The 26,676-nt window shown below is 70.2% G+C and carries 24 protein-coding genes; 9 read left to right on the top strand and 15 right to left on the bottom strand.

Annotated elements, in window-relative coordinates:
• Positions 1-191 precede the first annotated feature (191 nt).
• The 10 genes from smc to recG form a co-directional block, all read right to left on the bottom strand.
• Positions 192-3,737, bottom strand: coding sequence for a chromosome segregation protein SMC (gene smc, locus ACYVDG_RS00150; RefSeq protein WP_460745452.1), 3,546 nt, complete (start codon positions 3,735-3,737; stop codon positions 192-194).
• 415 nt (positions 3,738-4,152) lie between these two features.
• Positions 4,153-4,344, bottom strand: a complete 192-nt coding sequence (locus ACYVDG_RS00155) for a hypothetical protein (RefSeq protein ID WP_014910437.1) — start codon at positions 4,342-4,344, stop codon at positions 4,153-4,155.
• A gap of 390 nt (positions 4,345-4,734) precedes the next feature.
• Positions 4,735-5,022: an acylphosphatase gene (locus ACYVDG_RS00160; protein WP_460745454.1), complete on the bottom strand. Its 288-nt coding sequence runs from the start codon at positions 5,020-5,022 to the stop codon at positions 4,735-4,737.
• Between the two features lie 149 nt (positions 5,023-5,171).
• Positions 5,172-6,026 (bottom strand): bifunctional DNA-formamidopyrimidine glycosylase/DNA-(apurinic or apyrimidinic site) lyase, encoded by an 855-nt coding sequence (mutM, locus tag ACYVDG_RS00165; RefSeq protein WP_460745456.1) that lies wholly within the window; start codon positions 6,024-6,026, stop codon positions 5,172-5,174.
• Between the two features lie 3 nt (positions 6,027-6,029).
• Positions 6,030-6,770 carry a ribonuclease III gene (gene rnc / locus ACYVDG_RS00170; RefSeq protein ID WP_460745458.1) on the bottom strand — a complete coding sequence of 247 codons (741 nt, stop codon included), beginning with the start codon at positions 6,768-6,770 and terminating at the stop codon, positions 6,030-6,032.
• Positions 6,771-7,164: 394 nt separating this feature from the next.
• Positions 7,165-7,341 carry a 50S ribosomal protein L32 gene (rpmF, locus tag ACYVDG_RS00175; protein ID WP_067601846.1) on the bottom strand — a complete coding sequence of 59 codons (177 nt, stop codon included), beginning with the start codon at positions 7,339-7,341 and terminating at the stop codon, positions 7,165-7,167.
• Between the two features lie 134 nt (positions 7,342-7,475).
• Positions 7,476-8,021 (bottom strand): YceD family protein, encoded by a 546-nt coding sequence (locus ACYVDG_RS00180; protein WP_460745460.1) that lies wholly within the window; start codon positions 8,019-8,021, stop codon positions 7,476-7,478.
• 257 nt (positions 8,022-8,278) lie between these two features.
• Entirely contained in the window at positions 8,279-8,761 is a 483-nt protein-coding gene (coaD, locus tag ACYVDG_RS00185) for a pantetheine-phosphate adenylyltransferase (protein ID WP_460745833.1), read from the bottom strand.
• 230 nt (positions 8,762-8,991) lie between these two features.
• A complete protein-coding gene (rsmD, locus tag ACYVDG_RS00190) occupies positions 8,992-9,558 on the bottom strand; it encodes a 16S rRNA (guanine(966)-N(2))-methyltransferase RsmD (RefSeq protein ID WP_460745462.1) in 567 nt (188 codons plus the stop codon).
• Between the two features lie 37 nt (positions 9,559-9,595).
• The gene (gene recG, locus ACYVDG_RS00195; RefSeq protein ID WP_460745464.1) at positions 9,596-11,803 is read right to left on the bottom strand and encodes an ATP-dependent DNA helicase RecG; all 2,208 of its coding nucleotides are present in this window, start codon (positions 11,801-11,803) and stop codon (positions 9,596-9,598) included.
• Between the two features lie 412 nt (positions 11,804-12,215).
• Here recG and rpmB point away from each other — a divergent pair, with 412 nt between their 5' ends.
• On the top strand, positions 12,216-12,401 hold the full coding sequence (gene rpmB, locus ACYVDG_RS00200; protein WP_013151263.1) for a 50S ribosomal protein L28: 186 nt from the start codon (positions 12,216-12,218) through the stop codon (positions 12,399-12,401).
• A 137-nt stretch (positions 12,402-12,538) separates the two neighbouring features.
• Here rpmB and ACYVDG_RS00205 read toward each other — a convergent pair whose 3' ends face one another.
• The gene (locus tag ACYVDG_RS00205; protein ID WP_460745466.1) at positions 12,539-13,192 is read right to left on the bottom strand and encodes a cellulose binding domain-containing protein; all 654 of its coding nucleotides are present in this window, start codon (positions 13,190-13,192) and stop codon (positions 12,539-12,541) included.
• Positions 13,193-13,388: 196 nt separating this feature from the next.
• Positions 13,389-14,384, bottom strand: a complete 996-nt coding sequence (locus ACYVDG_RS00210) for a thiamine-phosphate kinase (RefSeq protein WP_460745468.1) — start codon at positions 14,382-14,384, stop codon at positions 13,389-13,391.
• A 187-nt stretch (positions 14,385-14,571) separates the two neighbouring features.
• On the opposite strand from ACYVDG_RS00210, the gene ACYVDG_RS00215 reads away from it, so the two are divergent.
• Both ACYVDG_RS00215 and ACYVDG_RS00220 read left to right on the top strand, forming a co-directional pair.
• Positions 14,572-14,805: an Lrp/AsnC family transcriptional regulator gene (locus ACYVDG_RS00215; protein WP_460745470.1), complete on the top strand. Its 234-nt coding sequence runs from the start codon at positions 14,572-14,574 to the stop codon at positions 14,803-14,805.
• Between the two features lie 31 nt (positions 14,806-14,836).
• The gene (locus ACYVDG_RS00220) at positions 14,837-15,298 is read left to right on the top strand and encodes a DUF3515 domain-containing protein (protein ID WP_460745834.1); all 462 of its coding nucleotides are present in this window, start codon (positions 14,837-14,839) and stop codon (positions 15,296-15,298) included.
• A gap of 225 nt (positions 15,299-15,523) precedes the next feature.
• Here the strand turns inward: ACYVDG_RS00220 and ACYVDG_RS00225 are convergent, their stop codons facing one another.
• A complete protein-coding gene (locus tag ACYVDG_RS00225) occupies positions 15,524-16,294 on the bottom strand; it encodes a DUF3105 domain-containing protein (protein ID WP_460745472.1) in 771 nt (256 codons plus the stop codon).
• 89 nt (positions 16,295-16,383) lie between these two features.
• On the opposite strand from ACYVDG_RS00225, the gene ACYVDG_RS00230 reads away from it, so the two are divergent.
• From ACYVDG_RS00230 to ACYVDG_RS00255, 6 genes are all read left to right on the top strand, one after another.
• Positions 16,384-17,115 carry a DUF305 domain-containing protein gene (locus tag ACYVDG_RS00230; protein WP_460745474.1) on the top strand — a complete coding sequence of 244 codons (732 nt, stop codon included), beginning with the start codon at positions 16,384-16,386 and terminating at the stop codon, positions 17,113-17,115.
• A 252-nt stretch (positions 17,116-17,367) separates the two neighbouring features.
• Positions 17,368-18,813 (top strand): cytochrome ubiquinol oxidase subunit I, encoded by a 1,446-nt coding sequence (locus tag ACYVDG_RS00235; RefSeq protein ID WP_460745476.1) that lies wholly within the window; start codon positions 17,368-17,370, stop codon positions 18,811-18,813.
• 7 nt (positions 18,814-18,820) lie between these two features.
• Positions 18,821-19,861, top strand: coding sequence for a cytochrome d ubiquinol oxidase subunit II (gene cydB / locus ACYVDG_RS00240; RefSeq protein ID WP_460745478.1), 1,041 nt, complete (start codon positions 18,821-18,823; stop codon positions 19,859-19,861).
• 232 nt (positions 19,862-20,093) lie between these two features.
• A complete protein-coding gene (cydD, locus tag ACYVDG_RS00245) occupies positions 20,094-21,869 on the top strand; it encodes a thiol reductant ABC exporter subunit CydD (protein ID WP_460745480.1) in 1,776 nt (591 codons plus the stop codon).
• Complete coding sequence (cydC, locus tag ACYVDG_RS00250) at positions 21,866-23,662, top strand: thiol reductant ABC exporter subunit CydC (protein ID WP_460745482.1); 1,797 nt, start codon at positions 21,866-21,868, stop codon at positions 23,660-23,662. The genes cydD and cydC overlap by 4 nt, the downstream gene beginning before the upstream one ends.
• Before the next feature lie 9 nt (positions 23,663-23,671).
• The gene (locus ACYVDG_RS00255; protein WP_460745484.1) at positions 23,672-24,526 is read left to right on the top strand and encodes an EI24 domain-containing protein; all 855 of its coding nucleotides are present in this window, start codon (positions 23,672-23,674) and stop codon (positions 24,524-24,526) included.
• Positions 24,527-24,602: 76 nt separating this feature from the next.
• Here ACYVDG_RS00255 and ACYVDG_RS00260 read toward each other — a convergent pair whose 3' ends face one another.
• Positions 24,603-25,163: a Uma2 family endonuclease gene (locus ACYVDG_RS00260; RefSeq protein WP_460745487.1), complete on the bottom strand. Its 561-nt coding sequence runs from the start codon at positions 25,161-25,163 to the stop codon at positions 24,603-24,605.
• Between the two features lie 348 nt (positions 25,164-25,511).
• Positions 25,512-26,636: a D-alanine--D-alanine ligase family protein gene (locus ACYVDG_RS00265; RefSeq protein ID WP_460745489.1), complete on the bottom strand. Its 1,125-nt coding sequence runs from the start codon at positions 26,634-26,636 to the stop codon at positions 25,512-25,514.
• Positions 26,637-26,676 lie beyond the last annotated feature (40 nt).

Below are 26,676 nucleotides of genomic sequence, written 5' to 3' on the forward strand. Positions count from 1 at the left end.
GTCCCGCTTTCCCGATAGCCGCCAACCTGCCGTCGTAGCGGAGCGGGTCAAGGTGGAGCGCCAATGACGCGCGAAGCGCTCGATGGCGACGACCTTGAGGCGCGTAGCGGAGACGGCCACAATCGAGCGGCGGGAAAGGAGGACACCCCGGCCCAAAGAGGACACCACAGCTCCACTCCCTGCCAACAAGCTCAGGCCGGGCGGTCGAGCTTCTGGCTGATGACCTGGGAGATACCGTCGCCCTGCATGGTGACGCCGTACAGCGCGTCCGCTGCCTCCATGGTGCGCTTCTGGTGGGTGATCACGATGAGCTGCGAGGCCTCGCGCAGCTCCTCGAAGATCACCAGGAGGCGCTGCAGGTTGGTGTCGTCCAGAGCCGCCTCGACCTCGTCCATCACGTAGAAGGGCGACGGCCGGGCCTTGAAGATCGCCGCGAGGAAGGCCACCGCCGTCAGCGAGCGCTCGCCGCCGGACAGCAGCGACAGCCGCTTGACCTTTTTGCCGGGCGGTCGGGCCTCCACCTCGATGCCGGTGGTGAGCATGTCCTCCGGGGTGGTCAGCACCAGCTTGCCCTCGCCGCCGGGGAAGAGCCGGCCGAAGATCGCCGCGAACTCGCGCTCCACGTCCAGGAAGGCCGCCGAGAACACCTCCTGCACCCGGGCGTCCACCTCGGCGACGATGTCCATCAGGTCCCGGCGGGTCTTCTTGAGGTCCTCCAGCTGGGCGTTGAGGAAGGCGTGGCGCTCCTCCAACGCCGCGAACTCCTCCAAGGCCAGCGGGTTGATCTTGCCGAGCTGGTTGAGCTGGCGCTCGGCGGTCTTGAGCCGCTTGGCCTGGACCTCGCGGACGTAGGGCAGCGGCACCGCGTCCTCGCCCGCGTCCGCGGCCGGCGGCACGGGAACGCGGGGACCGTACTCGGCGATGAGAGTGGGCACGTCCACGCCCAGCTCCTCCATCGCCTTGGTCTCCAACTGCTCCAGCCGCATCCGGCGCTCGGCCCGGGCGACCTCGCCGCTGTGCGCGGAGCTGGTGAGCTTCTCCAGTTCCACGGACAGCTCCCGAACCCGGGCGCGCACGGTCTTGAGCTCGCCGTCGCGGGCTTCGCGCTCGGCCTCGGCGGCGACCCGCTCGGTCTCGGCGGCGGCGAGGGACACGGCGATCCGTTCCAGGGCCAGCCGGGCGCTCTCGACCACGGCCTGCGCGACGGTGGCCTGGGCGGCGCGGTCGCGGCGCCGCTGGGCCTCGCGCTCCACGGCCCGGCGCTCCTCGCGGGCCTGGGCGAGCAGCGCGTCGGCCCGGCCCTCGATCGACCGGGCGCGCTCCTCGGCGGTGCGCACCGCCAGCCGCCGCTCCATCTCGGTGGCGCGGGCACGGGAGGCCAGGGCGGCGAGCTCGTCGCGGTGGTCGGCGTCGGGCGCCTCCTCCTCGACGGCGGTGGCCATCTCCTCGGCCTCGGCCAGCTCCTCCTCGAGGCGCTCCAGCTTCTGGGCGTCCTCCCCGCGCGAGGCGGCGGCCTTGGTTGCGGCCGCCGCGTAGCGCTCGGACTCGGCCTCGGCGGAGCGGGCCTGACCGCCCAGCTTGCCCAGGCGCTGGGCGGACTCGTTGCGCTTGCGGTCGCCCTGGCGCCGCCGCGCGCCGACCTCGTCGGCCGCTTCGGCGAGCTCGGCGCGCTCGTACTTCTTGGCCTCCAGCTCCACGGCGGCGCGCTTGGCCGTCTCCGTGGCGGCCTCCAGCCGCTCGGCGGCCTCGTCGACCGCCGCCTGCACCTCCAGGAGGCTGGGCGCGGCCGCGGTGCCGCCGTGGACCATCTCGGCGGCGAACACGTCGCCCTCAGGCGTGACGGCGCGGACCCCGGGCAGGGCGGAGACCAGTTCGCGGGCGCCCCGGTCGTCCGAGGCCAGGACCACCCGGTCGAGCAGGGCGTTGACCGCGTCGCCCAGGTCACCGGGGGCGGAGACGGCGTCGGCGGCGTAACGCATACCGCCGGGCAGGGACGGCCAGGTGGCACGGTCGGCGGCGGGCACGGCTCGGGCCACGACGATCCCGGCGCGCCCGGCGTCCTCGGACTTGAGCAGTTCCAGGGCGGCCATGGCGCTGGCCTCGTCGCGGACCGCGACCGCGCCGGCGGCCACACCGAAGGCGGCGGCGACGGCGGTCTCGTGGCCGGGGTCGACCTGCACGAGGGTGGCGAGACTGCCGAGCATGCCCGGGAGCCCGGCGTCCAGGAGGGTTCCGGCACCGTCCTTGTGGGCCAGCCCGAGCTCGAGGGCCTCCTTGCGGGCGGACAAAGCGGCCCGCTCACCTTCGGCGGCGCGCTCGGCGTCGCGGAGCTGGTTGAGTTCGGCTTCGACGGCGGACAGCTGGCGGGCGAAGCGCTCCTGGGCCTCGTCGAGTTCGGCGTCGCCCTCGTCGAGCCCCGCTGACTCCTCAGCGGCCATCTCGTAGTCGGACTGGGCCGCGGCGGCGCGCTCGGCGGCCTGCTGCGCGGACTCCTCCAGCCGGGTGATCTCGCTCTCTTGGGAGGTCAGCCGCCCCCGGAGGCTCTCCACCCGGGCGGCGAGCCGGACGATGCCCTCGCGGCGCTCCGCGGCGGCGCGGGAGGCGGACTCGAGGCGGCGCTCCTCCCGGTGCAGGGCGTCCTCGGCGGCCGTGCGCTCGGTGACGCTGCCCTCCAGGACCTCGCGGGCCTCCTCCAGCCGGGCCTCGAGCTCCTCTTCCTGGGCGGCGGCCTCCTCGGCCTCCACCTCGAGCTCCTCGGGGTCGCGGCGCGGGACGGCCTCCTCTTGGACGGCGACCAGGTTCTGGTGGCGTTCGGTGGCCAGCCCGCGCACGGCGTCGAGGCGCTCGGTGAGGCGGGACAGTGCGTGGTAGGTCTCCGAGGCCCTGGCCAAAGCGGGCGCGGCGGCCGTGGCCTGGGACTCGAGTTCGGCCTCGCGTTCCTGGGCCTGCTTGAGGGAGGCCTCTGCCGCCCCGCGGTGCGCCAGGACCTCCTTCTCGTCCGCCTCTTCCTTGGCGAGCTGCTCCGTGAGTGTGACGATGTCGTCGGCGAGCAGGCGCAGGCGGGCGTCCCGCAGGTCGGCCTGGATGACCGCGGCCTTGCGGGCGAGTTCGGCTTGGCGGCCCAAGGGCTTGAGCTGGCGGCGCAGCTCGGCGGTGAGGTCGGTGACGCGGTCCAGGTTGCCCTGCATCGCGTTGAGCTTGCGGATCGCCTTCTCTTTGCGCTTGCGGTGCTTGAGGATGCCCGCGGCTTCCTCGATGAGGGAGCGGCGCTCCTCGGGGCCGGCGTGCAGGACGGTGTCCAGCTGTCCCTGGCCGACGATGACGTGCATCTCACGGCCGATGCCGGAGTCGCTGAGCAGGTCCTGGATGTCGAGGAGGCGGCAGGTGTCCCCGTTGATCGCGTACTCGGAGCCGCCGTTGCGGAACATCGTCCGCCTGATGGTGACCTCGGTGTAGTCGATCGGCAGCGCGCCGTCGGTGTTGTCGATGGTGAGGCTGACCTCGGCGCGTCCGAGCGCCTGGCGGGTGGAGGTACCCGCGAAGATCACGTCCTCCATCTTGCCGCCGCGCAGGGACTTGGCCCCCTGTTCGCCCATCACCCAGGACAGGGCGTCGACGACGTTGGACTTGCCCGACCCGTTGGGACCCACCACACAGGTGATCCCCGGTTCGAAACGCAGGGTGGTGGCCGACGCGAACGACTTGAAGCCGCGCAGCGTCAGATTCTTGAGATACACCCACACCTCCCACGACGGTCACCGTTCTGTCGCCACGGGCGGTCGCCACGAGGCCGACAACAAGGGTGCCATGAAGCGGTGACCGAAGGGGGGTGTTGGAGACACACAGGGCCGATGAGCTGCACCACCGTGGGTGCGCGACACGGGACAAGGCGGGGGATGTCAGGAAAGGGGGATGTCCGGCGGACACTGAGGGTTGCGTAAAAGCCCGCCGGGTACAACGGTAAAGGAAGCCGCAAGAGAAGGGAAAAGAGCGGCTGGCAACGGATGGGTAACGCAAGTTACGAGCCGACCGAGGCCCATCGGATGATCCGGCCAGGGACGCCAAGTCCTGCGTTCGGCGCCCCCGTCAGTGGATCAACGTGCCGTCCGTCGGGCCGTTCTCTCCACGGCCCGAATGACGGGTGACGCGGTGTCAGGCGAGCGCGGGCTCGCGGTCGGTCGCGCTGGTGGCGACGTCGGTGACGGCCATGCTGAGCTGGTCGTTCTGAGCCTGAAGACGGCTGATCTCGTCTTCGAGGTCGCGTACCCGCTTCTGAAGCCGTCGCATCTCCGAAACCATTCGAGGATCGGAGCCGCCGACGTGGCCAAACAGAGCCTTCGCCATGATGTGGGTCCTCCACACTGAGTGACCAGATTGTCATGCGCGCATACGTGTCCCCGTGCTGAAATCGGTCCGAGTGCCGTGTCTCTGCCGAGCACTGGCACTGGCATCCGATGTCACGGGCGGAAGATGCGCGGTGTGCATCCCAGAGTCTCACTCTGCGCGCCGCTGGTCAAGATTGGATTACAACAGTCCGTAACGACCACAAGCCAGAAAAGCACAACCTGGGCAGGTGGTACCGCACGACCCGAACAAGATCCACCCCGGCGGTACCGCCGGTACGCGCGACCAGGCATGGGTCGCGCTGATGGTGCCGTGTCCGCGACGGCCGTCGGCTACCCGTTCCGCCGCTCCACGGCCGAGTGATCGAGCCGCGTTACTCTTACAGCATACTCACCGTTCGATGAATCCGTCGAAGGAACCCCCCGGCTGAGCCCAGCGTTCCACCACGGAATCCACACGACCGGGTGTTTTTCCACCCCTCAGGTGCCCCAACAGGCGCTCGCAGTCCGGACGCGGACCCTCCGCGACCACCTCGACGCGGCCGTCGTCCAGGTTCGTGGCCGCGCCCGTCAGGCCCAGCTCCAGCCCGCGGGCCCGCGTCCACCAGCGGAAACCCACACCCTGGACCCTTCCGCGCACCCACGCGGTCAGTCGGACCGCCTCGTTCTCTGGCCCCACGGCCCAGCACACTCCCTTACCTCACGGCGACACTTTCCTCACCAGCGGACACTTCGCTGCTCCCGGTCACGGGACCGCCCCGCGCAGAACCCGCTCAGCCCCGCGTCCCGCCCGGCCCAGAGAAGCTCGACCCCAGGGCCCCGCCCAGCTCAGGAGCGTGTGCGAGGAGCCCGCTGGCAGCCCGGGCAACTGAACGAGGAACGGTTCATGAACGCTTCGCGCACGATCGCCGCGCCGCAGCGGCCGCACGGCAGGTCCCGCCGCCCGTAGGCGTTGAGCCCGCGCTCGAAGTAGCCGCTCTCCCCGTTGACGTTGACGTACAGCCCGTCGAAGGTCGTCCCGCCCACGTCCAAGGCCTCGGTCATCACGTCGCGCACGTGCCCGAGCAGTTCCATGCCCTGGGCGTTGGACAGCCCCCGGGTGGAGCGGGCCCAGTGCAGCCGGGACCGCCACAGCGCTTCGTCGGCGTAGATGTTGCCCACGCCACTGATCAGCGACTGGTCCAGCAGGGCCCGCTTGACCTCGGTCCGCTTGGCCCGCAGCGCCCGGACGAACCCTTCCGGGGTGAACTCGCCGTCCAGCGGGTCCAGGGCGATGTGGTCCACCGACGACGGCACCTCGGCGCGCTCGCCCTGCTGGTCCAGCAGCAGGTGTCCGAAGGTGCGCTGGTCGACGAAGCGCAGCTCGTTGCCGTCCGACAGCGGCAGCCGCACCCGCAGGTGCTTCTCGTCCGGCTTGCCCTGTGGCTGCACCAGCATCTGACCGCTCATGCCCAGGTGGGCCAGGAGCATGTCCCCGCTGTCCAGGACCAGCCACATGTACTTGCCCCGGCGGCGGACCGCCGTGGGGGTCTGGCCCGCCAGACGGCCGGCGAAGTCGGCGGGGCCGGGCACGTATCTGCGGACCGAACGCGTGTGCAGCACCTCGACGGCACCGATCTCCCGCCCCACCGCGTGTTCGGTGAGGCCGCGCCGGACGACCTCGACCTCGGGGAGTTCGGGCATCCCTCAGCCCTGCCCGTTGCCGTGGGTCTTGCCCTTGGCCTTGTCGGCGCGGGCGCGGATCGCCTTCCACGCGGACTCCGCGGCCTGCTGCTCGGCCTCCTTCTTGCTGCGGCCCTCACCCAGGCCGTAGCTCTCCCCCGCCACGCGCACGGTGGCGCGGAAGGTCTTCTGGTGGTCGGGGCCGCTCTCGTCGACGTGGTATTCGGGCACCCCGAGCATCTCGGAAGCGGTCAGCTCCTGGAGCGAGGTCTTCCAGTCCAGCCCCGCGCCCAGCCCGGAGGCTGTGGCGATGAGCGGGTCGAAGAGGCGGTGCACGAAGTCGGAGGCCACGTCCAGGCCGCGGTCGAGGTAGACGGCGCCGATAATGGCCTCGAGGGTGTCCGCGAGGATCGAGGACTTGTCGCGGCCCCCGGTCCCCTCCTCGCCCCGGCCGAGCCGGATGTACTCCCCGATACCCAGCCCGCGGGCGACGTCGGCCAGGGCCCGCATGTTGACCACGGCGGCGCGCAGCTTGGCGAGCTGCCCCTCGGGCAGGTCCGGGTGCTTGCGGAAGAGCGTGTCGGTGACCACCAGGCCGAGCACGGAGTCCCCGAGGAACTCGAGGCGCTCGTTGGTGGGCAGGCCGCCCTTCTCGTAGGCGTAGGAGCGGTGGGTGAGGGCGCGGAGGAGGATCTTGGCGTCGACCTCGACACCGATCGCCCCGTGGAACGACTTGGCTTCGGAGGCGGAGAGTTGACTAGCCACGCGAGTTCGCTTCCTGTCGGGCGCGCCGCTGTCGGCGCGCGGTGCTGGAAGGTTCCCCGGACCGGCCAGGACGCTCGAAAACGAGGTGATCGTCGCGGGAGCGTCGGCTCCCCCGGCGGCCACCACGAACTCGGGAGCCCGTACGGGACCCGGATCACCGGTGTCGGGGTACCGAGAAAGGTTTTCCCCGGATTCCCGGGTTCACTCTACAAAGCTCCGGGGCGGCGGGTCCCAACGGAGGCCCGGGACAGGCCGGGGTCAGGCCCGGAACCGGGCACGAACGGACCGTGGACAGCAGTTCGGGGCGGAGCCCTCAATGGGTTCCGCCCCGATATGCCTCGGGAGTGCTGGACCGGATGCTGAATCCGAAGCCCGCCATACCTGAGTAACGCCTTTAGGCCGGGTTGGTGACCTGGCGGTTGTTGTAGGTGCCGCAGCTCGGGCACGCGATGTGGGGCTGCTTCGGGTCACGGCAGCGCGGGCAGTTGACCAGCACCGGGCGCGAAGCCTTCCACTGGGAACGGCGGGTCCGGGTGTTGCTCCGCGACATCTTCCGCTTCGGGACGGCCACTTCAATCCTCCTGGGTCACCCCCGCGCGGTCGCGGGAGGTCGCTTATCTGGTCACCCCGCGCGCTGTGGCGGGGAGGGTGTGCTCCGGTCGGTGGCGGTGCCCTTCGGGCACCGCGCGCGATCGGCTCACGGGCTCACTGCTGGTCCGGGTCCTCCGCGATCCCGCGGAGCGCTTCCCAGCGCGGGTCGATGCGTTCGCCGTGACCGTGGTCGGGTCCGGCCTCGGCGAGTTTGACCCCGCACTCGGTGCACAGGCCGGGGCAGTCCGGTCCGCACAGCGGTGTGAGTGGGAGCGCGAGCACGACGGCGTCTCGGACCACTGGTTCGAGGTCGAGCAATTCGCCCTCTAGATAGTAGTCCTCATCTTCGTCTTCCGCGTCCTCGTCGCTTTCGGAAGCGTTGTCCTCGTCCGCGGCGTAGCGGTACATCTCCTGGAAACCGGCATCCAACCCCTCCGACACGGGGTCGAGGCAGCGGGAGCACTCCGCCGCGAAACTCCCTTGAACGGTTCCGGTGACGAGCACCCCCTCCATCACCGCTTCGAGGCGCAGGTCCACCTCGATTTCCTGGCCCTTGGGCACACTCGCCATCGCCGTCTCGAGCGCCTCGGGGACGGTCACGATTCGGTTGACGGTACGCATCGACCCCGGCTGGCGGCCCAGCTGGCGGGTGTCGACCACGTACGGGTCACGGGCATCTAGACGAGACAGGGTGATCGCGCTTTCAGAAGAGGTTCCGGGTGCCGGGCACGCGGCCGCCGAGGTGGTTCACTTCGGACTGTCGCGGTGGTGCTGACCGGCCAGAGCGCACGCCGAAGACCGGCGACGCCCATGGTCAAAGCCAGATTCTACCTACCATGCACCCGACCACCCAAATCAGCCACCGATCGGCCCCGGTACAAGGGGCGCAATGCGAGCGCAGCGGGCGGTGACTAGCTCTACTCGCGCTCCGCGTACTTCTCCTTGAGACGGCCCTGGACGTAGGGCGTGACCAGGCTGGAGACGTCCCCGCGGTGCTGGGCAAGCTCCCGGACCAGGCTGGACGACAGGAAGGAGTACTGCGGATTGGCCGTCATGAACACGGTCTCCACGCCGGAGAGCCGGTAGTTCATCTGCGCGATCTGGAGTTCGTAGTCGAAATCACTGACCGAGCGCAGGCTGCGCACGATGGTCTCGATGCCGTTCTCACGACAGAAGTCGACGAGGAGCCCGTCGAACTCGCTGACACGGACGTTGCCGAACCCGGAGGTGCCCTCGGTGAGCATGTCGAGCTTCTCGGGGACGGTGAAGAGCCCCCGTTTGTTGACGTTGTTGAGTACGGCGGTGATGACCTCGTCGTACTGTTTGGCGGCTCGCCCGATGATGTCGATGTGACCGTAGGTCACCGGGTCGAAGGAACCCGGACAGACGGCTCGGCGCACGGTGGATCGCCCCTCTCCAGAACTACTCACGAGTACCGCGATCGTAGGGGCTCGCCCTCGCAGCGATTCGGGCACCACCCACTTAGAACCCGCATTCCCCACACGGCGGGTCTGAGGACCGCAGCCACACCGGCCCACGCGGGTCGTCTCCACCTTCCCGACCGGTACGTCGCGAAACGTCACGCATGGTCGGTTCCGACCCGGCGCGCTGCCGGCCCCGACCCGGCGTTCTAGGCGACCGGGCTGGCGTACCAGAGCATCGCCTCGCCGTACTTGCGGCTGCGGTCCCGCTCGATCCCCTTGGGCCAGGCCGGTTCGGCCCCGCGCTTGGACCGCTCCACCACGAGCACCGCGCCCTCGGCCAACCACCCGTGCTCGACCAAGGCGGACAGCACCGCTGCGAGATCTCCGTCGGTGAGCGCGTAGGGCGGGTCGGCCACCACCAGGTCGTAGGGCGCGCCCGGGTTCCCGCGGGTCAGAACCCGCTCCACCCGGTCGGCGGAGAGTTCGGCCCCCGGGAGCCGTAGAGCGCCGATGTTCTCCTTCACCACCTGGGCGGCCCTGCGGTCGGCCTCCACCATCAGCGCGTGCGCTGCCCCGCGGGACAGGGCTTCCAGTCCGATCGCCCCGGACCCCGCGTACAGGTCCATGACCCGGATCCCGCTGAGGGAGCCGAGGTCGGACTGGACGGAGGCGAACAGGGCCTCGCGGGCCCGGTCTCCGGTGGGTCGAGTGGTGCGGCCGTCGGGGGCGGAGATGCGCCGTCCGCCCGCCGCCCCGGCGATGATGCGGGTCATGCGCACCACGGTAGTGCGGATGCGGGGGTTGTGCGGATCAGGTCTTGTCGAGGTATTCGGCCCGGTCCTCGGGCAGCAGCGCGGCCAGGGCGTCGGCGAGGGGCCGGTGACCGGTCAGTCCCGGGTCCTCGGCCACGTACCGGGTGGCCTCCTCCCTGGCCTCGCCGATGAGCTCCTCGTCCTTGACCAGGGTGAGCATCCGCAGACTCGACCGGGCCCCGGACTGCGCGTCGCCGAGTACGTCGCCCTCGCGGCGCATCTCCAGGTCGGCGCGGGACAGCTCGAAGCCGTCCGTGGTCGAAGCCACCGCGGCCAGGCGCTCGCGTGCCGGGGTCCCCTCCTCGGAGTCGGTGACCAGCAGGCACAGGCCGGGCAGCTGCCCCCGGCCGACCCGGCCGCGCAGCTGGTGCAGCTGGGAGATCCCGAAGCGGTCAGCGTCCATGATCACCATGGCTGTGGCGTTGGGCACGTCCACGCCGACCTCGATCACCGTGGTGGAGACGACCACGCCGGTCTCCCCGGAGGAGAAGCGGCGCATCACCGCTTCCTTGTCGTCCGGGGCCATCCGGCCGTGCAGGGCCTCCACCGGCACGCCGGCCAGCGGCCCCTCCTGGAGCTGGGAGAGGACGTCCAGCACCGCGAGGGGCGGGCGGGCGCCCGGGGGCGCGTCCTCGGGCGGGGCGTCGACCTCGTCCCCGGCCTCTCCCCCGGCGCCGTCGCCGATGCGGGGGCAGACGACGAAGGCCTGGCGCCCCTGGGCGGCCTCCTCCCGGACCCGCTCCCAGGCACGGGTGAGGTAGTGCGGCTTCTCGCTGGCCGGGACGGTGTGGGTGGAGATGGGGGCGCGCCCCTTGGGCAGCTGTGTGAGAGCCACCACGTCCAGGTCGCCGTAGACGGTCATCGCGACCGTCCTCGGGATGGGTGTGGCGGTCATCACCAGGACGTGGGGGCGTCCGTCGGTGGCCTTCTCCCGCAGGGCGTCGCGCTGTTCCACACCGAAGCGGTGCTGCTCGTCCACCACCACCAGGCCGAGGTCGGCGAAGGACACGTGCTCTTGGAGGAGCGCGTGGGTGCCAACAACGATCCCCGCCTGGCCGGAAGCAGCTTCCAGCAGGGCCTCGCGGCGGGCGGCGGCGTTCATGGAACCGGTCAGCAGGGCGACGCGGGTGGCGTTCTCGGCACCGTCGATCTGCCCGGCCCGGCCGAGTGCGCCGAGCATCTCGCTGATGGAGCGGTGGTGCTGCTGGGCGAGGACCTCGGTGGGGGCGAGCATGACGGCCTGGCCGCCGGAGTCGACCACCCGCAGCATCGCGCGCAGGGCCACCAGGGTCTTGCCCGCGCCCACATCACCCTGGAGCAGGCAGTGCATGGGGTGGGTGGCGTCGAGCCGCGCGGCCAGCCCGTCACCGACCTCGCGCTGCCCCTCGGTGAGGGTGAAGGGCAGCTGGTCGTCGAAGGCGTCCAGGACACCGCCGTCGGCTCCGGGTCGGGGCTTGGCGGGCAGTTCCTCGGCCTGCTGGCGGCGCTGGGCGAGGGCGAGCTGGAGGACGTAGGCCTCGTCCCACTTCAGACGGCGTTTGGCGCTGCCCAGTTCGGGCCAGTCCGCGGGCCGGTGGATGCGCCGAAGCGCCTCGTAGACGCCGAGGAGGCCCTTCCTGCGGAGCAGCTCCGGCGGGAGGGGGTCGGGGATGTCCGCGGCAGAGTCGAGCACGGTCCCGACGGACCGGGCGATGGTCGCGGAGTCCAGCCCCTTCACCGCCGGGTAGACGGGGATGATCTCGTTCGCGTAGGCGCGGGCCGCCTCGCCTTCGAGCCCGTCCTCGTCCAGGAGCACGTACTCGGGGTGGTCGAGTTGGCGGCGGCCCTTGAAGGTGGAGACGCGGCCGGAGAACATGGCCAGCCGCCCTGGCACAAGGGCGTTCTGGTGGTAGGAACCGCGGTTGAAGAAGGTCAGGTGCAGGCGGCCGGTGCCGTCGGTGACGGTGGCCTCCATCATGTCCATGCGGCGGCGCCCCTGCCGGGCGGGGATCGTGCGCCGCTTGGCGTCCTGGACCCTGGCCTGCACGGTGACGTCCTCGCCCTCCCGCAGCAGCGCGAGGTCGGTGAGATCGCCGCGGCGGTCGTAGCGGCGCGGATAGTAGCGCAGCAGGTCGCCGAGGGTGTGCAGGTCGAGTTTGTCGGCGAGTGCCTTCGCCGTCCTGCCGCCGAGCGGTCCTTTGCGCAGCGGCTCGTCCCAGGTGCTCACTGTGGTTCCCGTCTTGGCCTCGTGGGGTCGCCGTTCACCGCAACGGTAATCCTCCGGTGCGACGAGCGGGGGCATACGGCGGGTACGGTCTCGGGGACGGGTACGGCCGCCGATCACCGCGTATGGGCCCGGCCCTCTCCAACAGGGGTATACTCGTCAGAGTTCATCGCGTTTTCGCCATGCCTGCGTGGCAGATTGCGATGCTCCGGTGGGGGTTCACCAGGCTTCGGCCGCACCGTGTTCCACCGTTGCACGAACGGGCGCCCTCCAGTGGGCTGATTCCACTTTCGGGCTTGTCCGTCGTGTACTCTTCCAAGGTTGGCTTTCTCGCCGACCTGTCCACCCGATCTCGGTCGGACGACCTTTCGCGTGCGGCGACGTGCGCGATCCCGAGCGCTTGAATGGAGTTACCGTGGCTTCCGTCTGCGACGTCTGCGGCAAGGGACCAGGGTTCGGTAACAGTGTTTCCCACTCGCACCGTCGCACCCGCCGCCGCTGGAACCCCAACATCCAGACCGTTCGCACCCGCGTGGGCGGCACGCCCAAGCGTGTGAACGCGTGCACCTCGTGCATCAAGGCCGGCAAGGTGACCCGCTAGGGCCCCTTCCGTCCGCAGTTTCGAAGAGCCCCCCGACTCCGGTCGGGGGGCCTTCTGCGTTTCCGGGTACCTCGGTGGTCAGGGGAAACCGAGATGGCCCCGTGACAGCGCGGAGGCAATCTGTGTGACAGCGGAGGCTAGAGGTCGCAGACGTGGCCGTTGAGCGAGCACCGGGTCGGGCTCTGGGCGACCCCGACGGCTTCGAAGGTGAGGGAGACCGAATCTCCCGGCTCCAGCTCGCTGTCGGTCCCGGACTGGCGGGCGAGGATCCCGTCGTCCAAGGCCTCCCAGTCGGCGTCGGGGACGTCGGTGACCTCCGCGGTCTCGAACGCCAGTGCCAGTTCCCACGCGTCGAGCGGGGTCGACGACGTGTTGGTGACGGTGACCTGGCCGGTGAAGCCCGTGGTCGTGGATTCCAGCACCTGGTAGCCGACGGTGGTGGGTTCGGCCCCCGCCTGGGTCTGCGGACCGTCGTCGCCGTCCTCGGCGTCGCCAGCGTCGGGCTCGCCACTCGGCGAGGCGTCGTGGCTGGGCTCGGCCCCATCCTGGGGACCGGGCACCTCCGAGGCGCCGGGGGTGCCGCCGAACTGGAGGTAGATCTGGGTGGTGCTGTAGCCGAACAGGAGGAGGCCGAGGAGCACTCCGGAGATCACGAGTACGTTGAGCAGCCTCGGAGGTTCGACCCGCTTGGGGACCGTACTCCCGAGGAGACCGCCGAACCGCCGCAGGGCGCCGGCGTCCTCCGGCTCGCTGCGGTGGGCTCCACGACGAGGGCCGTGCCGCCTAGCCATGCCGCCCCATATACCGCCTCTCGACGCTGCTCCGCTGGCCTTCCTCGGCTCCGGCCGGTGTTACCCGGTCAGAGGGTTCCTCGTGTGGATCGCCGCGGGTTCGCTCTCCACGAGGTCGGACGGCCGCCGAGAAGGCAGCGCTGGCCGCGTTGGCAAAGCCTAGCGCGATCACCAAACAGGACAAATCCAATCCGGCCTATTCACGCCGAAAATGATCCCATCCGCCGCCCTCGACTATGTTTCCGTCGACGGTGACCGGGTTCTCGGTGCTTTCCACCGAAGCCTCCGGTGATTCACGCACTGTTCCCATCCGATGCCAGTGCTCCGGGAGCTCGATCTCCTGCGGGAAGACCGCCGCCAACGCGTGGTCCTCACCGCCCGTGAGCATCAGCCCGCGGGCGGCGTCCACAGCGTTCCCCTCCAAGGCCCCGAGTACACGAACGGCTTCGAGGAGCGCGGCTTCGGGGCGGAGCGAGTTCGATTCCAGATCGATATACACCCCGCTCGCCCGGCACACGTGCCCCAGGTCCTGGACCAGTCCGTCACTGATGTCGAGCATGGCGTTCGCGCCCAGTCGGGCCGCTTCGGGGCCCGCCCCGTAGGGCGGGCTGGGCCTGCGGTGCTCGGTGAGGCAGTCCTCGGGGCCGTCGATCCCCCGGTCCAGCAGTGCCAGCCCGGCGGCCGAGAGGCCGAGGTGGCCGGTGTAGGCGACCACGTCACCCGGCCGGGCCCCGTCCCGGCGCACGGGCGCGCGCCCCTCCAGGTCACCGAGGGCCGTGACGGCGATGGTCAGTGTGTCCGAACCCACCATGTCGCCGCCGACCACGGCTCCCCCGGCCAGCGCGCACTCGTCACGCACCCCCGCGGTGAACTCCTCCGCCCAGGCCACGGGGAGGTCGGCGGGCGCGGCGAAACCGATGAGCAGCCCCGTGGGACGGGCACCCATCGCCACGACGTCGGCGTAGTTCTGCGCCACCGCCCGGTGCCCGACGTCCCGGGCGCTGGACCATTCCCGTTTGAAGTGGCGGCCCTCAACGAGGACGTCCGTCGTCGCGACCGTGCGCCCGTCGGGCGCGGCCACGACCGCGGCATCGTCGCCGGGGCCGAGGATTACATCGTCCGTCTTGGGGAATTGGCTCGTCACGCGTGTGATCAGAGTGAATTCGCCAAGCCCCCCAATGGTGCTCAACACAGAGATCAGGGTACGGTGACGCTCCGGCTCAGGTGGTCTAGACCCGGTGGTGGGACCGGGTAGTGGGCCCGGGAGCGGGACCCCCATCGAGCCCCACGTTCGGATTCCGTTCCTCATCAGCTGTGCCCGCGGCCGGGGAGGCGTCCACTCGACCGCACACCCGGCACAGCACGAAGGAGAAGTCATCATGGTGCAGGCATACATCCTGATCCAGACCGAGGTCGGCCAGTCCGCGGAGGTCGCGGGTCGGATCCGCGGGATCGAAGGGGTCGAGCAGGCTAGCGACGTCACCGGTCCATACGATGTGATTGTTCAGGCGAAGGCTGACGACATCGATGCTCTGGGCGCCTTGGTGGTGGCTCGGATCCAGCGGTTGGACGGCATCGCCCGTACCCTTACCTGTCCCATCGTCAATATCTGAGGTCGACCGAGTCGACGGAGCGAGGTTGCCTGTGCTCAAGCGCTACTTCGGGGCGGCTGTCGCCGTCGCCCTAGTATCTACTGGTTGCGGAAACCAGACCGTGCAGATGCAGCCCCCCGAAACCGACGGGCAGACCGCCGAGGTCTGCGCCGACCTGGTGGCCGATCTCCCGGACACCCTCATGGACCAGGAACGCGCCGCCCTCCAGCCGGAATCGGAGATCATGGCGGCCTGGGGTGACCCGCCCATCGGTCTCCGTTGCGGCGTCCCGCGCCCCTCCGCCCTGGAGTTGGACTCGACGCTGGAGGAGATCAACGGGGTGGCGTGGCTGCCGCAGCCCGAGGACGATCCCACCCTGTACACGGCGGTGGAACGCGAGGCCTTTGTCGAGCTGACCGTGCCGCCCGCCCACGGTGCCCCCGCCCCCGCGCTGACCGAGGTCAGCGACCTGATCAACGAGCACTTGGACGAGCGCGCCGACACCGGCGAGTGACCGCGTTCGCCTGCCCCCTGTCATACCGCGATCGGCCTCCCGGCCGCGGACGCACCCAGACACGACGGTGGGGCCGGAGGCGTGTGATCGTCTCCGGCCCCACGGGTCTTCCCGTGCCGGGGTGCGCCGGACTCCTGTGGGGGGCCATCCGGTTCCCGTGCCAGGGGTGGGAGTTGCGGAGTACCGGGATGCGGCGGGTCAGCCGGTCGCTTCCCTGCTCCTCCCTTACTCCTCTTCCTCCTCGGTGTCCCCGTCGTCAGCGGCCTCATCCGCGTCTTCGTCGGTGTCGGCCTCCTCGTCGGCACCCTCGTCGGCGCCCTCGTCCTCAGCACCCTCCTCGGGCTGGCCCTGGGCCTCGAACTGGTCGATGACCTCCGCCTCGGTCTCCTGGACCTGGCCCGAGCAGGAGGCGCCCGGCTCCGGGACGTCGTTGCCGCGCTCGTAGAGCTGGACGAAGCGGCCGAGGTCCTCGTCGTCCGCGGTCTCCGCGGTGATCTGCCGACCCCAGCTGGAGGCCACGATCGGTGCCGGCATCTCGTCCTCGTAGGGGCTGATCACCAGGTAGTCGCCGGGGTTGTAGAAGTCCTCGAGCGCCTGGACCTCCTCCGCGGGGAGTTCGGGGTCATAGGTGATCCAGACGGCGCCGTGCTCCAAGGAGTGGACCGCGAGCTCCGGGGTGACCGGCTCCGAGTACACGTCGCAGTTCTGCCACATGGGCCAGTGCTGTCCGCCCACCGGCGGGGACTGATCGTAGTCAACGCTCTGCGGGGGGTCGACGTGGGTGTAGTCACCGACCTCGTACTCCTCAACGCCCGCGATGTTGCGATCGCGAAACTCCATGAAGATCGCCGTTGCCAAGATCCCCAGGACCGCAGCAGCCGCTACGCTGATCCCGGTGATCTTGAGGGCTTTGGCGCGGCGTTCCTTTTTCCGCTGCTCTTCCCGCAGCGCGGCCGCGCGGGCGCGGCGCTCCTCCGCCGTCTTCTTCTTGGCCACTGGGTCTCCTGGGGTGGATGTGGTCGAATAGGACTTTCCTATCCTCTACTTTGGCACCAGAGTTGCGCGATTGAACCAGGGTGGTTCCGATGGGGAATGCGACCGACCCGGCGTCCCAAGACGCCGACGGCGCCGACGGCGCCGACGAAACGTCGTACGAGGACGAGGGCACGGAGCCCGATGAGGCCTCGGAAAGCGGTACCGGAACCACCGCGCCTCCCCTGTCACAGCGCACCGTCCCGCTCTGGATGGCCGTGATCCTGGTCGCGTTGGCGCTGCTCGGGGGCTTCCTCCTGGGCCGTCCGTCCTACCCCCTGGACACCAGTGCCGACGCCGGGTTCCTCCGCGACATGAGCGCGCACCACGCCCAGGCCGTGGACATGTCGATGATCATCCTCGAAGAGACCGAGGACGTCGAACTGCACACGGTGGCCACGGACATGGCCCGGACCCAGCAGGCTCAGATCGGCATGATGCAGGGGTGGCTGGCCGCCTGGGACCTGAACTCGCGCTCTCCCGAGCCCCCGATGACCTGGATGGAGGGCCACGACCACGGCGGCGGCGAGGAAGAAGTCCCCGAAGCTATGCCGGGCCTGGCCACCAGCGAGGAAATGGTGGAACTGGGTGAGGCCGAGGGCGTCGAGGCCGAGATCATGTTCCTGGAGCTGATGATCGACCACCACCTCGGCGGGATCGAGATGGCCGAGGCCGAGGTGGATCTGGGCAACGAGGCACTCGTCACCAACTTCGCCCAGGGCATGGTCGACGCCCAGCTCTCCGAGGTGGAGAACATGGAGCGCATGCTCGAGTCCCGCGTGTAGGGCATGTTCGGCGGTCCCGCTACGCCCGGACAGGGCGCCTGACCTGCCCCATAGACGACACAGCGCCGCGGCGCGCTCCCGGTCCGGGGACGCGCCGCGGCGCTGTTCGCGGTTCCGGTCGGCGGTGCGCGCACCCCGCGACGCGCACAGAGGCCCGCGCGATCCGTCTCACAGGGGGGGCACCCTCTACTACGACAAGCTGTAGTACTACGCTGTGGAGTACTACCGACAGTCGGTTCCAGAGAGGCGGGCATGGAAGCTCTAGACCTGGCGAGGTGGCAGTTCGGGATCACCACGATCTACCACTTCCTCTTCGTCCCCCTGACGATCGGGCTGTCGTTCATCGTGGCCGTGCTCCAGACCTTCTGGTACCGGACCGGAAGGCACGAGTACCTCCAGGCCACCCAGTTCTTCGGCAAGCTGTTCCTCATCAACTTCGCCATGGGCGTGGTCACCGGGATCGTGCAGGAGTTCCAGTTCGGCATGAACTGGAGCGAGTACTCGCGCTTCGTCGGCGACGTCTTCGGCGCCCCGCTGGCGATGGAGGCCCTCCTCGCCTTCTTCCTGGAGTCGACCTTCATCGGGCTGTGGATCTTCGGCTGGCACCGGCTCCCGCGCGGTATCCACCTGGCCTGCATCTGGGTGGTGGCCATCGCGACCAACCTGTCGGCCTACTTCATCCTGGCCGCCAACGCCTGGATGCGCCGACCGGTCGGCTACGAGATCAACCCCGAGACCGGCCGGGCCGAACTCAACGACATCTGGGCCGTGCTCAGCAACGACCAGGCGTGGTCCACGTACCTGCACACCGTCTCCGCGGCCTTCGTCACCGCCGGACTGTTCGTGGTGGCGGTCAGCGCCTACAAGCTGTGGCGCAACACCAAGCACAAGGACACCGGCGAGGCCGGCGTCGCCCCGCCCAAGGGGGACTTCGCGCTCTTCCGCGGCACCCTCAAGGTCGGCCTGGTCGTCACCCTGGTGGCCGGTGCCCTCGCCGTCTTCTCCGGCGACCACCAGGCCAAGCTCGCCGCCGAGTACGAACCCATGAAGCTCGCCGCGGCCGAGGCCCTGTGGGAGACGGAGGAGGGCGCCGCCTTCTCCGCCTTCGCGGTCGGCGACACCGAGGCGCACTACAACCCCATCGACGTCACCGTCCCGAACGTCCTCAGCTTCCTGGCCACCGGCACCTTCGACGGGGAGGTGCACGGCATGAACAACCTCCAGGAGGCCTACGAGGAGTACTACGGACCCGGCGACTACATGCCCAACGTCTTCGTCGTGTACTGGTCCTTCCGCATGATGATGGGCCTGGGGATGTTCGGCATCGCCGTCGCGGCCGTGGGCCTGTGGTGCACCAGGGGCCGCGAACGGATGCCCAAGGGCCGTTGGTTCTACTACGCGGCCGTCGCCGCCCTGCCCGCCGCCCTGATGGCCAACATCTTCGGGTGGGTCCTCACCGAGATGGGACGCCAGCCCTGGACCGTCCACGGCGAACTGCTCACCGCCGCCAGCGTCTCCCCCGGCGTCAGCCTCGGGACGGTCGCGATGAGCCTGGGCCTCTTCACCGCCATCTACGGCGTGCTGTTCGTCGTCGAGGTCGGCCTGCTCTGGAAGTACATCAAGAAGGGCCCGTCACACGTCGTTCCCGACCTGGAGGACGACGAGGACGAGTCCAAGATCCCGCACTTCAGCTACTAGGAGCACCATGGAACTGGCTGTCATCTGGTTCATCGCCATCGCCGTCCTGTGGATCGGCTTCTTCCTGCTGGAGGGGTTCGACTTCGGGGTGGGCACCCTCCTGCCGTTCATGGGCAAGCGCCACTCCGTCGACCGCAGGGTGGCCATCAACGCGATCGGCCCCGTCTGGGACGCCAACGAGGTGTGGATGATCACCGCCGTGGGCGCCATGTTCGCCGCCTTCCCCGCCTGGTACGCGTCCATGTTCAGCGGCTTCTACGTGCCGGTGCTCCTCATCCTGCTTGCCCTCATCGTGCGCGGCGTGGCCTTCGAGTACCGCCACAAGCGCGACAGCGACAGGTGGCGGAACTGGTGGGACCGGGCGATCTTCTTCGGTAGCACCGTGCCCTCCTTCCTGTGGGGGCTGATCTTCGCCAACCTCGTCCAGGGCGTGGCCATGGACGCCGACCACATCGTCACCGCGTCCCTGCTCGACCTGTTCAACCCCTACGCCCTGCTCGGCGGACTGACGACGCTGTCGCTGTTCACCCTGCACGGCGCCGTCTTCCTGACACTCAAGACCGACGGGCCGGTCCGGGCCCGCGCGCGCAAGGCAGCCATGTGGTCCGCCGGCGTCGCGGTCCCCGCCCTGGCCGGGTTCCTGCTGTGGACCCAGGCCGCACACGGTGCGCCGTGGACCCAGCCGCTCGTCCTGAGCGCCGCCGCGGCCCTGGTGGGTGGGGTCGCGGCGGCCCGGTTCCGCCGCGAGGGGTGGTCCTTCCTCGCCACTGCGGTCACCGTCGTGCTCACCTTCACCGTGCTGCTCGGTTCGCTGTTCCCGAACGTGCTCCCGTCCACCACGGACCCGGCGTTCAGCCTGACCGTCGCCAACGCCTCCTCGGCCGACTACACGCTCACCGTGATGACCTGGGTGGCGGTGGTGTTCCTGCCGCTGGTGCTGGGTTACCAAGGCTGGAGCTACTGGGTCTTCCGCCAGCGGGTCACCGGCGCGCAGATCACCGGGGAGAGCGCGGCCACCGACGACCAAGGACCGAAACAGCCCGCCTAAGCAGCCGTGATCTTGCTACGAGAGGCGAAATCGGCGCCGAAACAGCCTCTGGTAGCAAGATCGCCCGGAAAATCCGACTCCGTACCCCCGCCCCCCGCATCGCCCCGGGAGGCGGGGGTACGGCATGCGCCGGTCCCGTGCCGGGATACTGGGTCCGGTCCGCACCGTGACCCGTGCCCCTTCCCGAACCGGCAGATACTCCGACCCCACCGACGTCACGAGGTCCCCGCGCATGAAACCGCTCGATCCGCGCCTGGTGCGCACCGCAGGCGCGGTCCGGACGCACCTGGCCGTCACTGTCGTCAGCGGCGTGCTGATCACCGGCCTGATCCTCGTCCAGGCCTGGCTCCTCGCCAGCGTCATCACCGGGGCGTGGGCCGGGGACGGCATGGACGCCCTCGGCTGGATGATCGCCTCGGTGGCGGCCGTCGCGGTCGCCCGGGCCCTGCTCTCCTACCTCGCCGAGACCTCCGCGCTGCACAGCGCCGCCCGCACCAAGTCGCAGCTGCGCCGCAAGCTGGTGGCGCACGTGACCGGGTCGGGCAAGGTGTGGCTGGCCGAGGGCGGCGACCGTGAGGACGGCTCCCCGAGGGCCGGTGAACTGGTCACCCTGGCCACCCGCGGCCTGGACGCCCTCGACGAGTACTTCTCCCGCTACCTGCCCCAACTCGTCCTGTCCGCGATCGTGCCGCTGGCCGTACTGGCGGTGGTGTTCTGGGCGGACTGGATCTCCGGCATCGTCATCATGGTGACCCTGCCGCTCATCCCGATCTTCATGGCGCTGATCGGGATGCACACGCAGCAGCGGGTCAACCGGCAGTGGAAGCTGCTGAGCCGCTTGGGCGGCCACTTCCTGGACGTCGTGGAAGGGCTGCCGACCCTGGCGGTGTTCCGCCGGGCCAAGGCCCAGGCCGCCATCATCCGGAAGGTCGGCGACGACCACCGGACCGCGACCATGGGCACGCTGCGGGTCGCCTTCCTGTCGGCCTTCGCCCTGGAACTGCTCGCGACCCTGGCGGTGGCGCTGGTGGCGGTGGAGGTGGGTCTGCGCCTGCTCGGCGGCCATATGGACTACCACACCGCCCTGCTTGTCCTCATCCTCGCGCCCGAGGCCTACCTCCCGCTGCGCGAGGTGGGCGCGCGCTTCCACGCGAGCATGGAGGGCGTGGCCGCCGCCGACCAGGTCTTCACCGAGCTGGAGCGCAAGCGGGAGACCCGCCGCAACGGTGGCGGGGACCATGGCGCTGGCCGGGGAGAGGACCGCGCTGAGGAAGAAGGACCTCCGGCCCCGACCGGCGCCCCCTCCCCCGCCGCCTCGGGTGACCTCCGCTTCGAAGGGGTCGGGCTGCTCTACCCGGGCCGGGACGTCCCGGCGCTTTCCGGGCTGGACCTGACCGTCAACGCGGGGGAACACCTGCTGCTCACCGGGCCCAGCGGCTGTGGCAAGACCACGCTGCTGTCCCTGCTGCTGCGGCTCGGCGAACCCACCGAGGGGCGGATCAGTGTGCGGGCACCCGGCGGTGCGTGGGCCCCCTTGGAGGACGTCCCCGCCGACGACTGGCGGCTCGGGATCGCCTGGGTACCGCAGCACCCCTACCTGTTCGACGTGTCCGTCGCGGACAACATCCGGCTGGGGGCGCCCGACGCCGGTATGGAGCGGGTCCGGGAGGCGGCGCGCCTCGCCGAGGCGGACGCCTTCGTCTCCGCGCTCCCCGACGGCTACGGGACGCGCCTGGGTGAGCGGGGCGCCCGGCTGTCCGCCGGGCAGCGCCAGCGGATCGCGCTGGCCCGGGCCATGTGCCGGGACGCGCCGCTCGTGCTGCTGGACGAACCCACCGCCCACCTGGACCCGGAGAACGCGAAGGCGGTGCGCACCGCCGTGACCCGCCTGCTCGAGGGGCGCACCGCGGTGATCGTCACCCACGACACCGGCTGGGCCGAGTCCGCCCTCGGCGGGAACCTGCGGACAGCCGCACTGCCGCTACCGACCCAGGAGGCGATCCGATGAGCCCGGACACGGCCGCGCGTACGGCCGAGGACCCTGAGGGCGCGCACACCGTCGCCACCGGTGAGCGCGAGCGGCGCAGGGACCCGCTGCGCAGGATGATCGCGCTGGCCTGGCCCCGCGGCGGGCGGTTCGCGCTGGGCGTGCTGCTCGGTGCCGCCGCCACCGGCTCGGGCGTGGCCCTGCTCGGTGTGGCGGCGTGGATGCTGGCCACCGCTGCCGACCACCCTTCCATCACCGCCCTGAGCGCGGCCGTGGTCGCCACCCGCGCCCTAGGTGTGAGCAAGGGGGTGGCCCGCTACCTGGAGCGGCTGGTCACCCACGACGCCGCCTTCCGGACCCTCGCCGACGTGCGGGTGCGCGTGTACGAACGGCTCGCCAGAACGGAGCCGTTCGGCCGATTCCGCTCCGGTGATCTGGTGTCCCGGCTGGTCAACGACACCGAGGCCACCCTGGACCTGTTGGTCCGCGGCCTCACGCCGCCGCTGGTGTCGGTGGTGACCGGCGGCGCGACCGTCCTCTTCCTGACCGTGGTGTACGTGCCGGGCGGCCTGTTGCTGGCGTCGGGGCTGCTGCTCGCCGGGTTCGCGGTCCCGCTGGCCGCGGCCGCCCTGGGCAAGGGCCCCGGCCGGCGCGAAGCACAGGCGCGTGGAAAGCTCTCCACCACCCTGGTCGACACCCTCCAGGGAGCTCCGGACCTGGTCGCCTACGGTGCCATGGACCGCCAGGTGGCGCGGGTCTACGAGGCCGACGCCGAACTCACCCGGGTGGCCCGGCGCGATGCCGCGACCCTCGGGTTGAGCGCCGGGGCGAACGCGCTCATCACCGGCCTGACCGTGTGGGGCGCGCTCTTCCTGGGGGTGCTCGCCGTGGAGGACGGTTCGATCGGCCCCACCGCCCTCGCGGTGCTGGTGCTGACCACGCTCGCCGCCTTCGAGATCGTCGCCCCGCTGCCCGCCGTCGCGGCCAAGCTGGGATCGATCCGGGCCAGCGGCGAGCGGCTGTTCGGCGTCCTGGACACACCGCCCGGGGTGTCACCTCCGGCAAGAGAAGGGCTGGAGATCGACCCGGAGGCCGACGCCACGGTGCGGGTCCGCGACCTGCGGGTGCGGTACGGCCCCGAGGAGCCGTGGGCGCTGGACGGCGTGGAACTGAACATCCCCGCCGGGGCGACCGTCGCGGTGGTCGGGCCGAGCGGCGCGGGCAAGAGCACCCTCGCTTCGGTGCTGCTGCGCTTCCTCGACCCCGACGGCGGGCGGGTGGAGATCGGCGGCACCGACATCACCGACTACCCCGCGGACGAGGTGCGCCGGGTGGTGTCCGGTGTCCCGCAGGACCCGCACGTGTTCGCTTCCACGCTCCGCGAGAACCTCCGGCTGGCCCGGCCGGGCGCGGAGGACGGGGACCTCTGGGCCGCGCTGCGGCGGGCACGGTTGGCCGGCGAGGTCGAAGCCATGCCCAAGGGCCTGGACACACAGGTGGGTTCGCACGGCATGGGGCTGAGCGGCGGTATGCGGCAGCGGCTGGCCCTGACCCGCGCGGTGCTGGCGGCCCCCAAGGTGCTGGTCCTGGACGAGCCGACCGCTCACCTGGACCCGGACACCCGCGACGCGGTGGTGGCCGACCTCCTGGCCGCCGCCCAGGGGTTCTCGACCCTGCTCATCACACACGACCTCACCGGCCTCGACCGGGTCGACCGGATCTACGTGGTCCGCGACGGGACGGTGCTGCAGTCCGGGACCCACGAGGAGCTGTTGGCCCAGGAAGGGTGGTACCGGCAGGTCTCCGACCGTTAGGGTTCCGACGTGAATCCTGTACGTGAGGTCTTCGGCGGTTTCGGTGTCCTGCTGCGCGGTCTCGGCATCGTGCTGCGCCGGCCGCGTCTGTTCTTCCTGGGCGCGCTGCCCGCGCTGATCACGTCGCTGCTGTTCCTGGCGGCGTTCGTGGTGCTGGTCATGAACGTCACGGACCTGGTCGCGTGGGCGACGCCGTTCGCCGATGGCTGGGACGAGATCTGGCTGGGCCTGTTCCGGGGTGCCCTGGCGGTGGTGGCCGCGGCCGCCGCGGTCCTGGTCATGGTGGTGGCGTTCACGACGGTGACGCTGGCCCTGGGGTCGCCGATCTACGACAAGATCGCCGAGCGGGTCGAGGAGGAGCTGGGCGACGCACCGGAAGAGGCGGACGAGGCCCTGCTGTCGTCGGTCACCCGCTCGGTGCGGCAGTCGTCGGGCATCGTGCTGGTGTCCCTGACGGTGACCGTCGGTGCGTTCCTGTTCGGGTTCGTCCCGTTCGTCGGCTGGCTGGTGGCCCCCGTGCTGACCGCCGTGGCGGGCGGTTGGCTGGTGGGGATCGAGCTGACGTCGAGCGCCTTCGAGAGGCGTGGACTGGTGCGCATCCGCGACCGCCGCCACTACATGCGCAAGCGCCGCCTGCGGGTACTGGGCTTTGCGATCCCGACCTACTTCCTGCTGGCGATCCCGTTCGTGGCGGTGGCCGTGTTCCCCGCCGCGGCCGCGGGCGGCACCGTCCTCGCCCGGGAGCTCCTACCCGCCGCACCCCAGGCACCTCAGAACCCTCAGGGGCCCCAAGCTCCCCCGAACCCGCACCAGACCCCGCCTGCGGGCCCGAACCGCCCGCAGGGCCCGCCTCAGGCGCAGTAGCCCGCACACGCACCGAGGGGCGGGCGCCGCACGTGGTCGCCCGCCCCTCGACTGAGATCGGTCAGAGCGTCCGTCCTCAGGAGTAGGTGAGCAACAGGTCGGCGACCTCGAGTTTCACGTCGAAGGGTTTCGGAAGCCGCACGGACCCGCTTCGACGAGCGCGGGTGACCTCCTGGTATTCGTCTCCCTCGGGCTGGCGGAACAGAGCAACCTCTTCCTGCTTCGGATCAACGACCAAGTAGAGGGGGACCGAGGCCTGGGCGTAGCCCTTCGCCTTGTCCACCCAGTCATGGTGTGCGCTGCTGGGCGAGACAACTTCCACAACCAGCTCCACCTCTTCGGCGGGCCGGATCCATGACGCTCCGTCCCAGCCCTGCCCCCTGGCCAGAGACGTCGGCATCACCACCAGATCTGGTACGTAGCGATCACCCGTCTTAGCGATCTCCACTGTGATCATCTGCAACGCCCGTAGCCCGCGATCCCGGAGTCCGGACTCCAGTAGGGACTCGTGGGTTTCAGTAACGATGTCGGCATGCCTGACCGTGGGCGTTGGCGACACAGTGATGCTCCCGTTGATGATCTCCGCGCGGTAACCATCCGGGAGTTCGAGGCTTTCGGCCAGCGTGTGGAGGTCCATCTCAGACCCCTCCGATCGCTCTTGCACAGCACACGTCATAAAGGACTCCCTGCGGTATCCAGAACGTTCCTGAGCGTAGCGAGAACACCATTTCAGCGTACGCCTTTTCCGAAAGAATCCCCATAGACACGTGGGTGCGGGCAGCATGAGGCGGGCGGGGGCCAGCGCCCCCTGAATTCGAGGAGAACACGTGCGGACTGCCCGGCGCCACTGCGGGCGGGCAGTGCTGTGGACAACCGTGGATCACCGCGGCGCCGGGCGTGGGCACACCACAGGCCCGGCGCCGTTCGGGGCGGCCGGGCCTGTGGCAGACGTCTGTGCTGAGTGGCTGCGTTTCCGGGTGTGGGGCTAGCGCAGGCCCGGGTTGCGGCGCAGGGCGGTGGTGATCATCCGCTCGACGAGCGCCGTGTAGTCCAGGCCGGTAGCACCCCACATCTGGGGGAAGGCCGAGGACGGCGTGAAGCCGGGCATCGTGTTGAGCTCGTTGACCAGGACCCGGCCGTCCTCCGTGTAGAAGAAGTCCACCCGGGCCAGGCCCTCGCAGCCCATGGCCTCGAAGACGTCGGCGGCCATCTTCCGCAGGCGGGCGACGGCCTCCTCCGGGATCTCGGCGGGGATGGTCAGGCCGCTCGTGGACAGGTACTTGGCCTCGAAGTCGTAGAAGTCGAAGCCCTCCGCCACGTGCACCTCGGCGGGCAGGGAGACGTCGGGGGTACCGCCGTCCTCCGCCTCCAGCACGCCGCACTCGACCTCGCGGCCGACGACCTGTGCCTCGACCAGGACCTTGGGGTCGTGCTCGCGGGCGGCCTCGACCGCGGCGATCACGGCGTCGGTGTCTTTGGAGTCCTTGACCCGGCTGATGCCGACGCTGCTCCCGGCGCGGGCGGGCTTGACGAACACGGTCTCGCCCAGCTCGGCGATGTCGTCCAGTGCCTTCTTGCGCTCGGTCCGCCAAGTGCGCTCGGTGATGGCGACGAAGTCGCTGGTGGGGATCCCGTTGCCGACCAGGAGGGCCTTCATGAAGACCTTGTCCATGGCTGCGGCGCTGGAGAACACGCCGGCGCCCGCGTAGCGCACGCCCATCATCTCGAACAGGCCCTGGATGGTGCCGTCCTCGCCGAAGGGCCCGTGCAGCAGCGGCAGCACGACGTCCACCTCGCCCAGCCGCTGGGGGCCCTGGTCCGGCGTCACGGTCATGAGCTGACCGGCGGTGTCGAACGGCAGCGCCAGCTCCACGCCGTCCTCGGAGACGGTGGGGAGGGCCTTCGTGCCCTCCTCGATCCGCAACTGTTCCGGGTCGCCGGAGGCCAGGACCCAGTTCCCGGTGGGCGTGATGCCGACCGGCACGACCTCGTAGCGGTCGTGGTCGATGACGGACAGGACGCTGCCCGCGGTGACGCAGGAGATCTCGTGTTCGGAACTACGTCCGCCGAAGACGACGGCGACCCTAATCTTGCGCTGCTCGGACGACATGCTGCCTGACCCTATCTCGCCTGCTGATGGAACTTGAACC

This window comes from Nocardiopsis oceani (assembly GCF_054777395.1).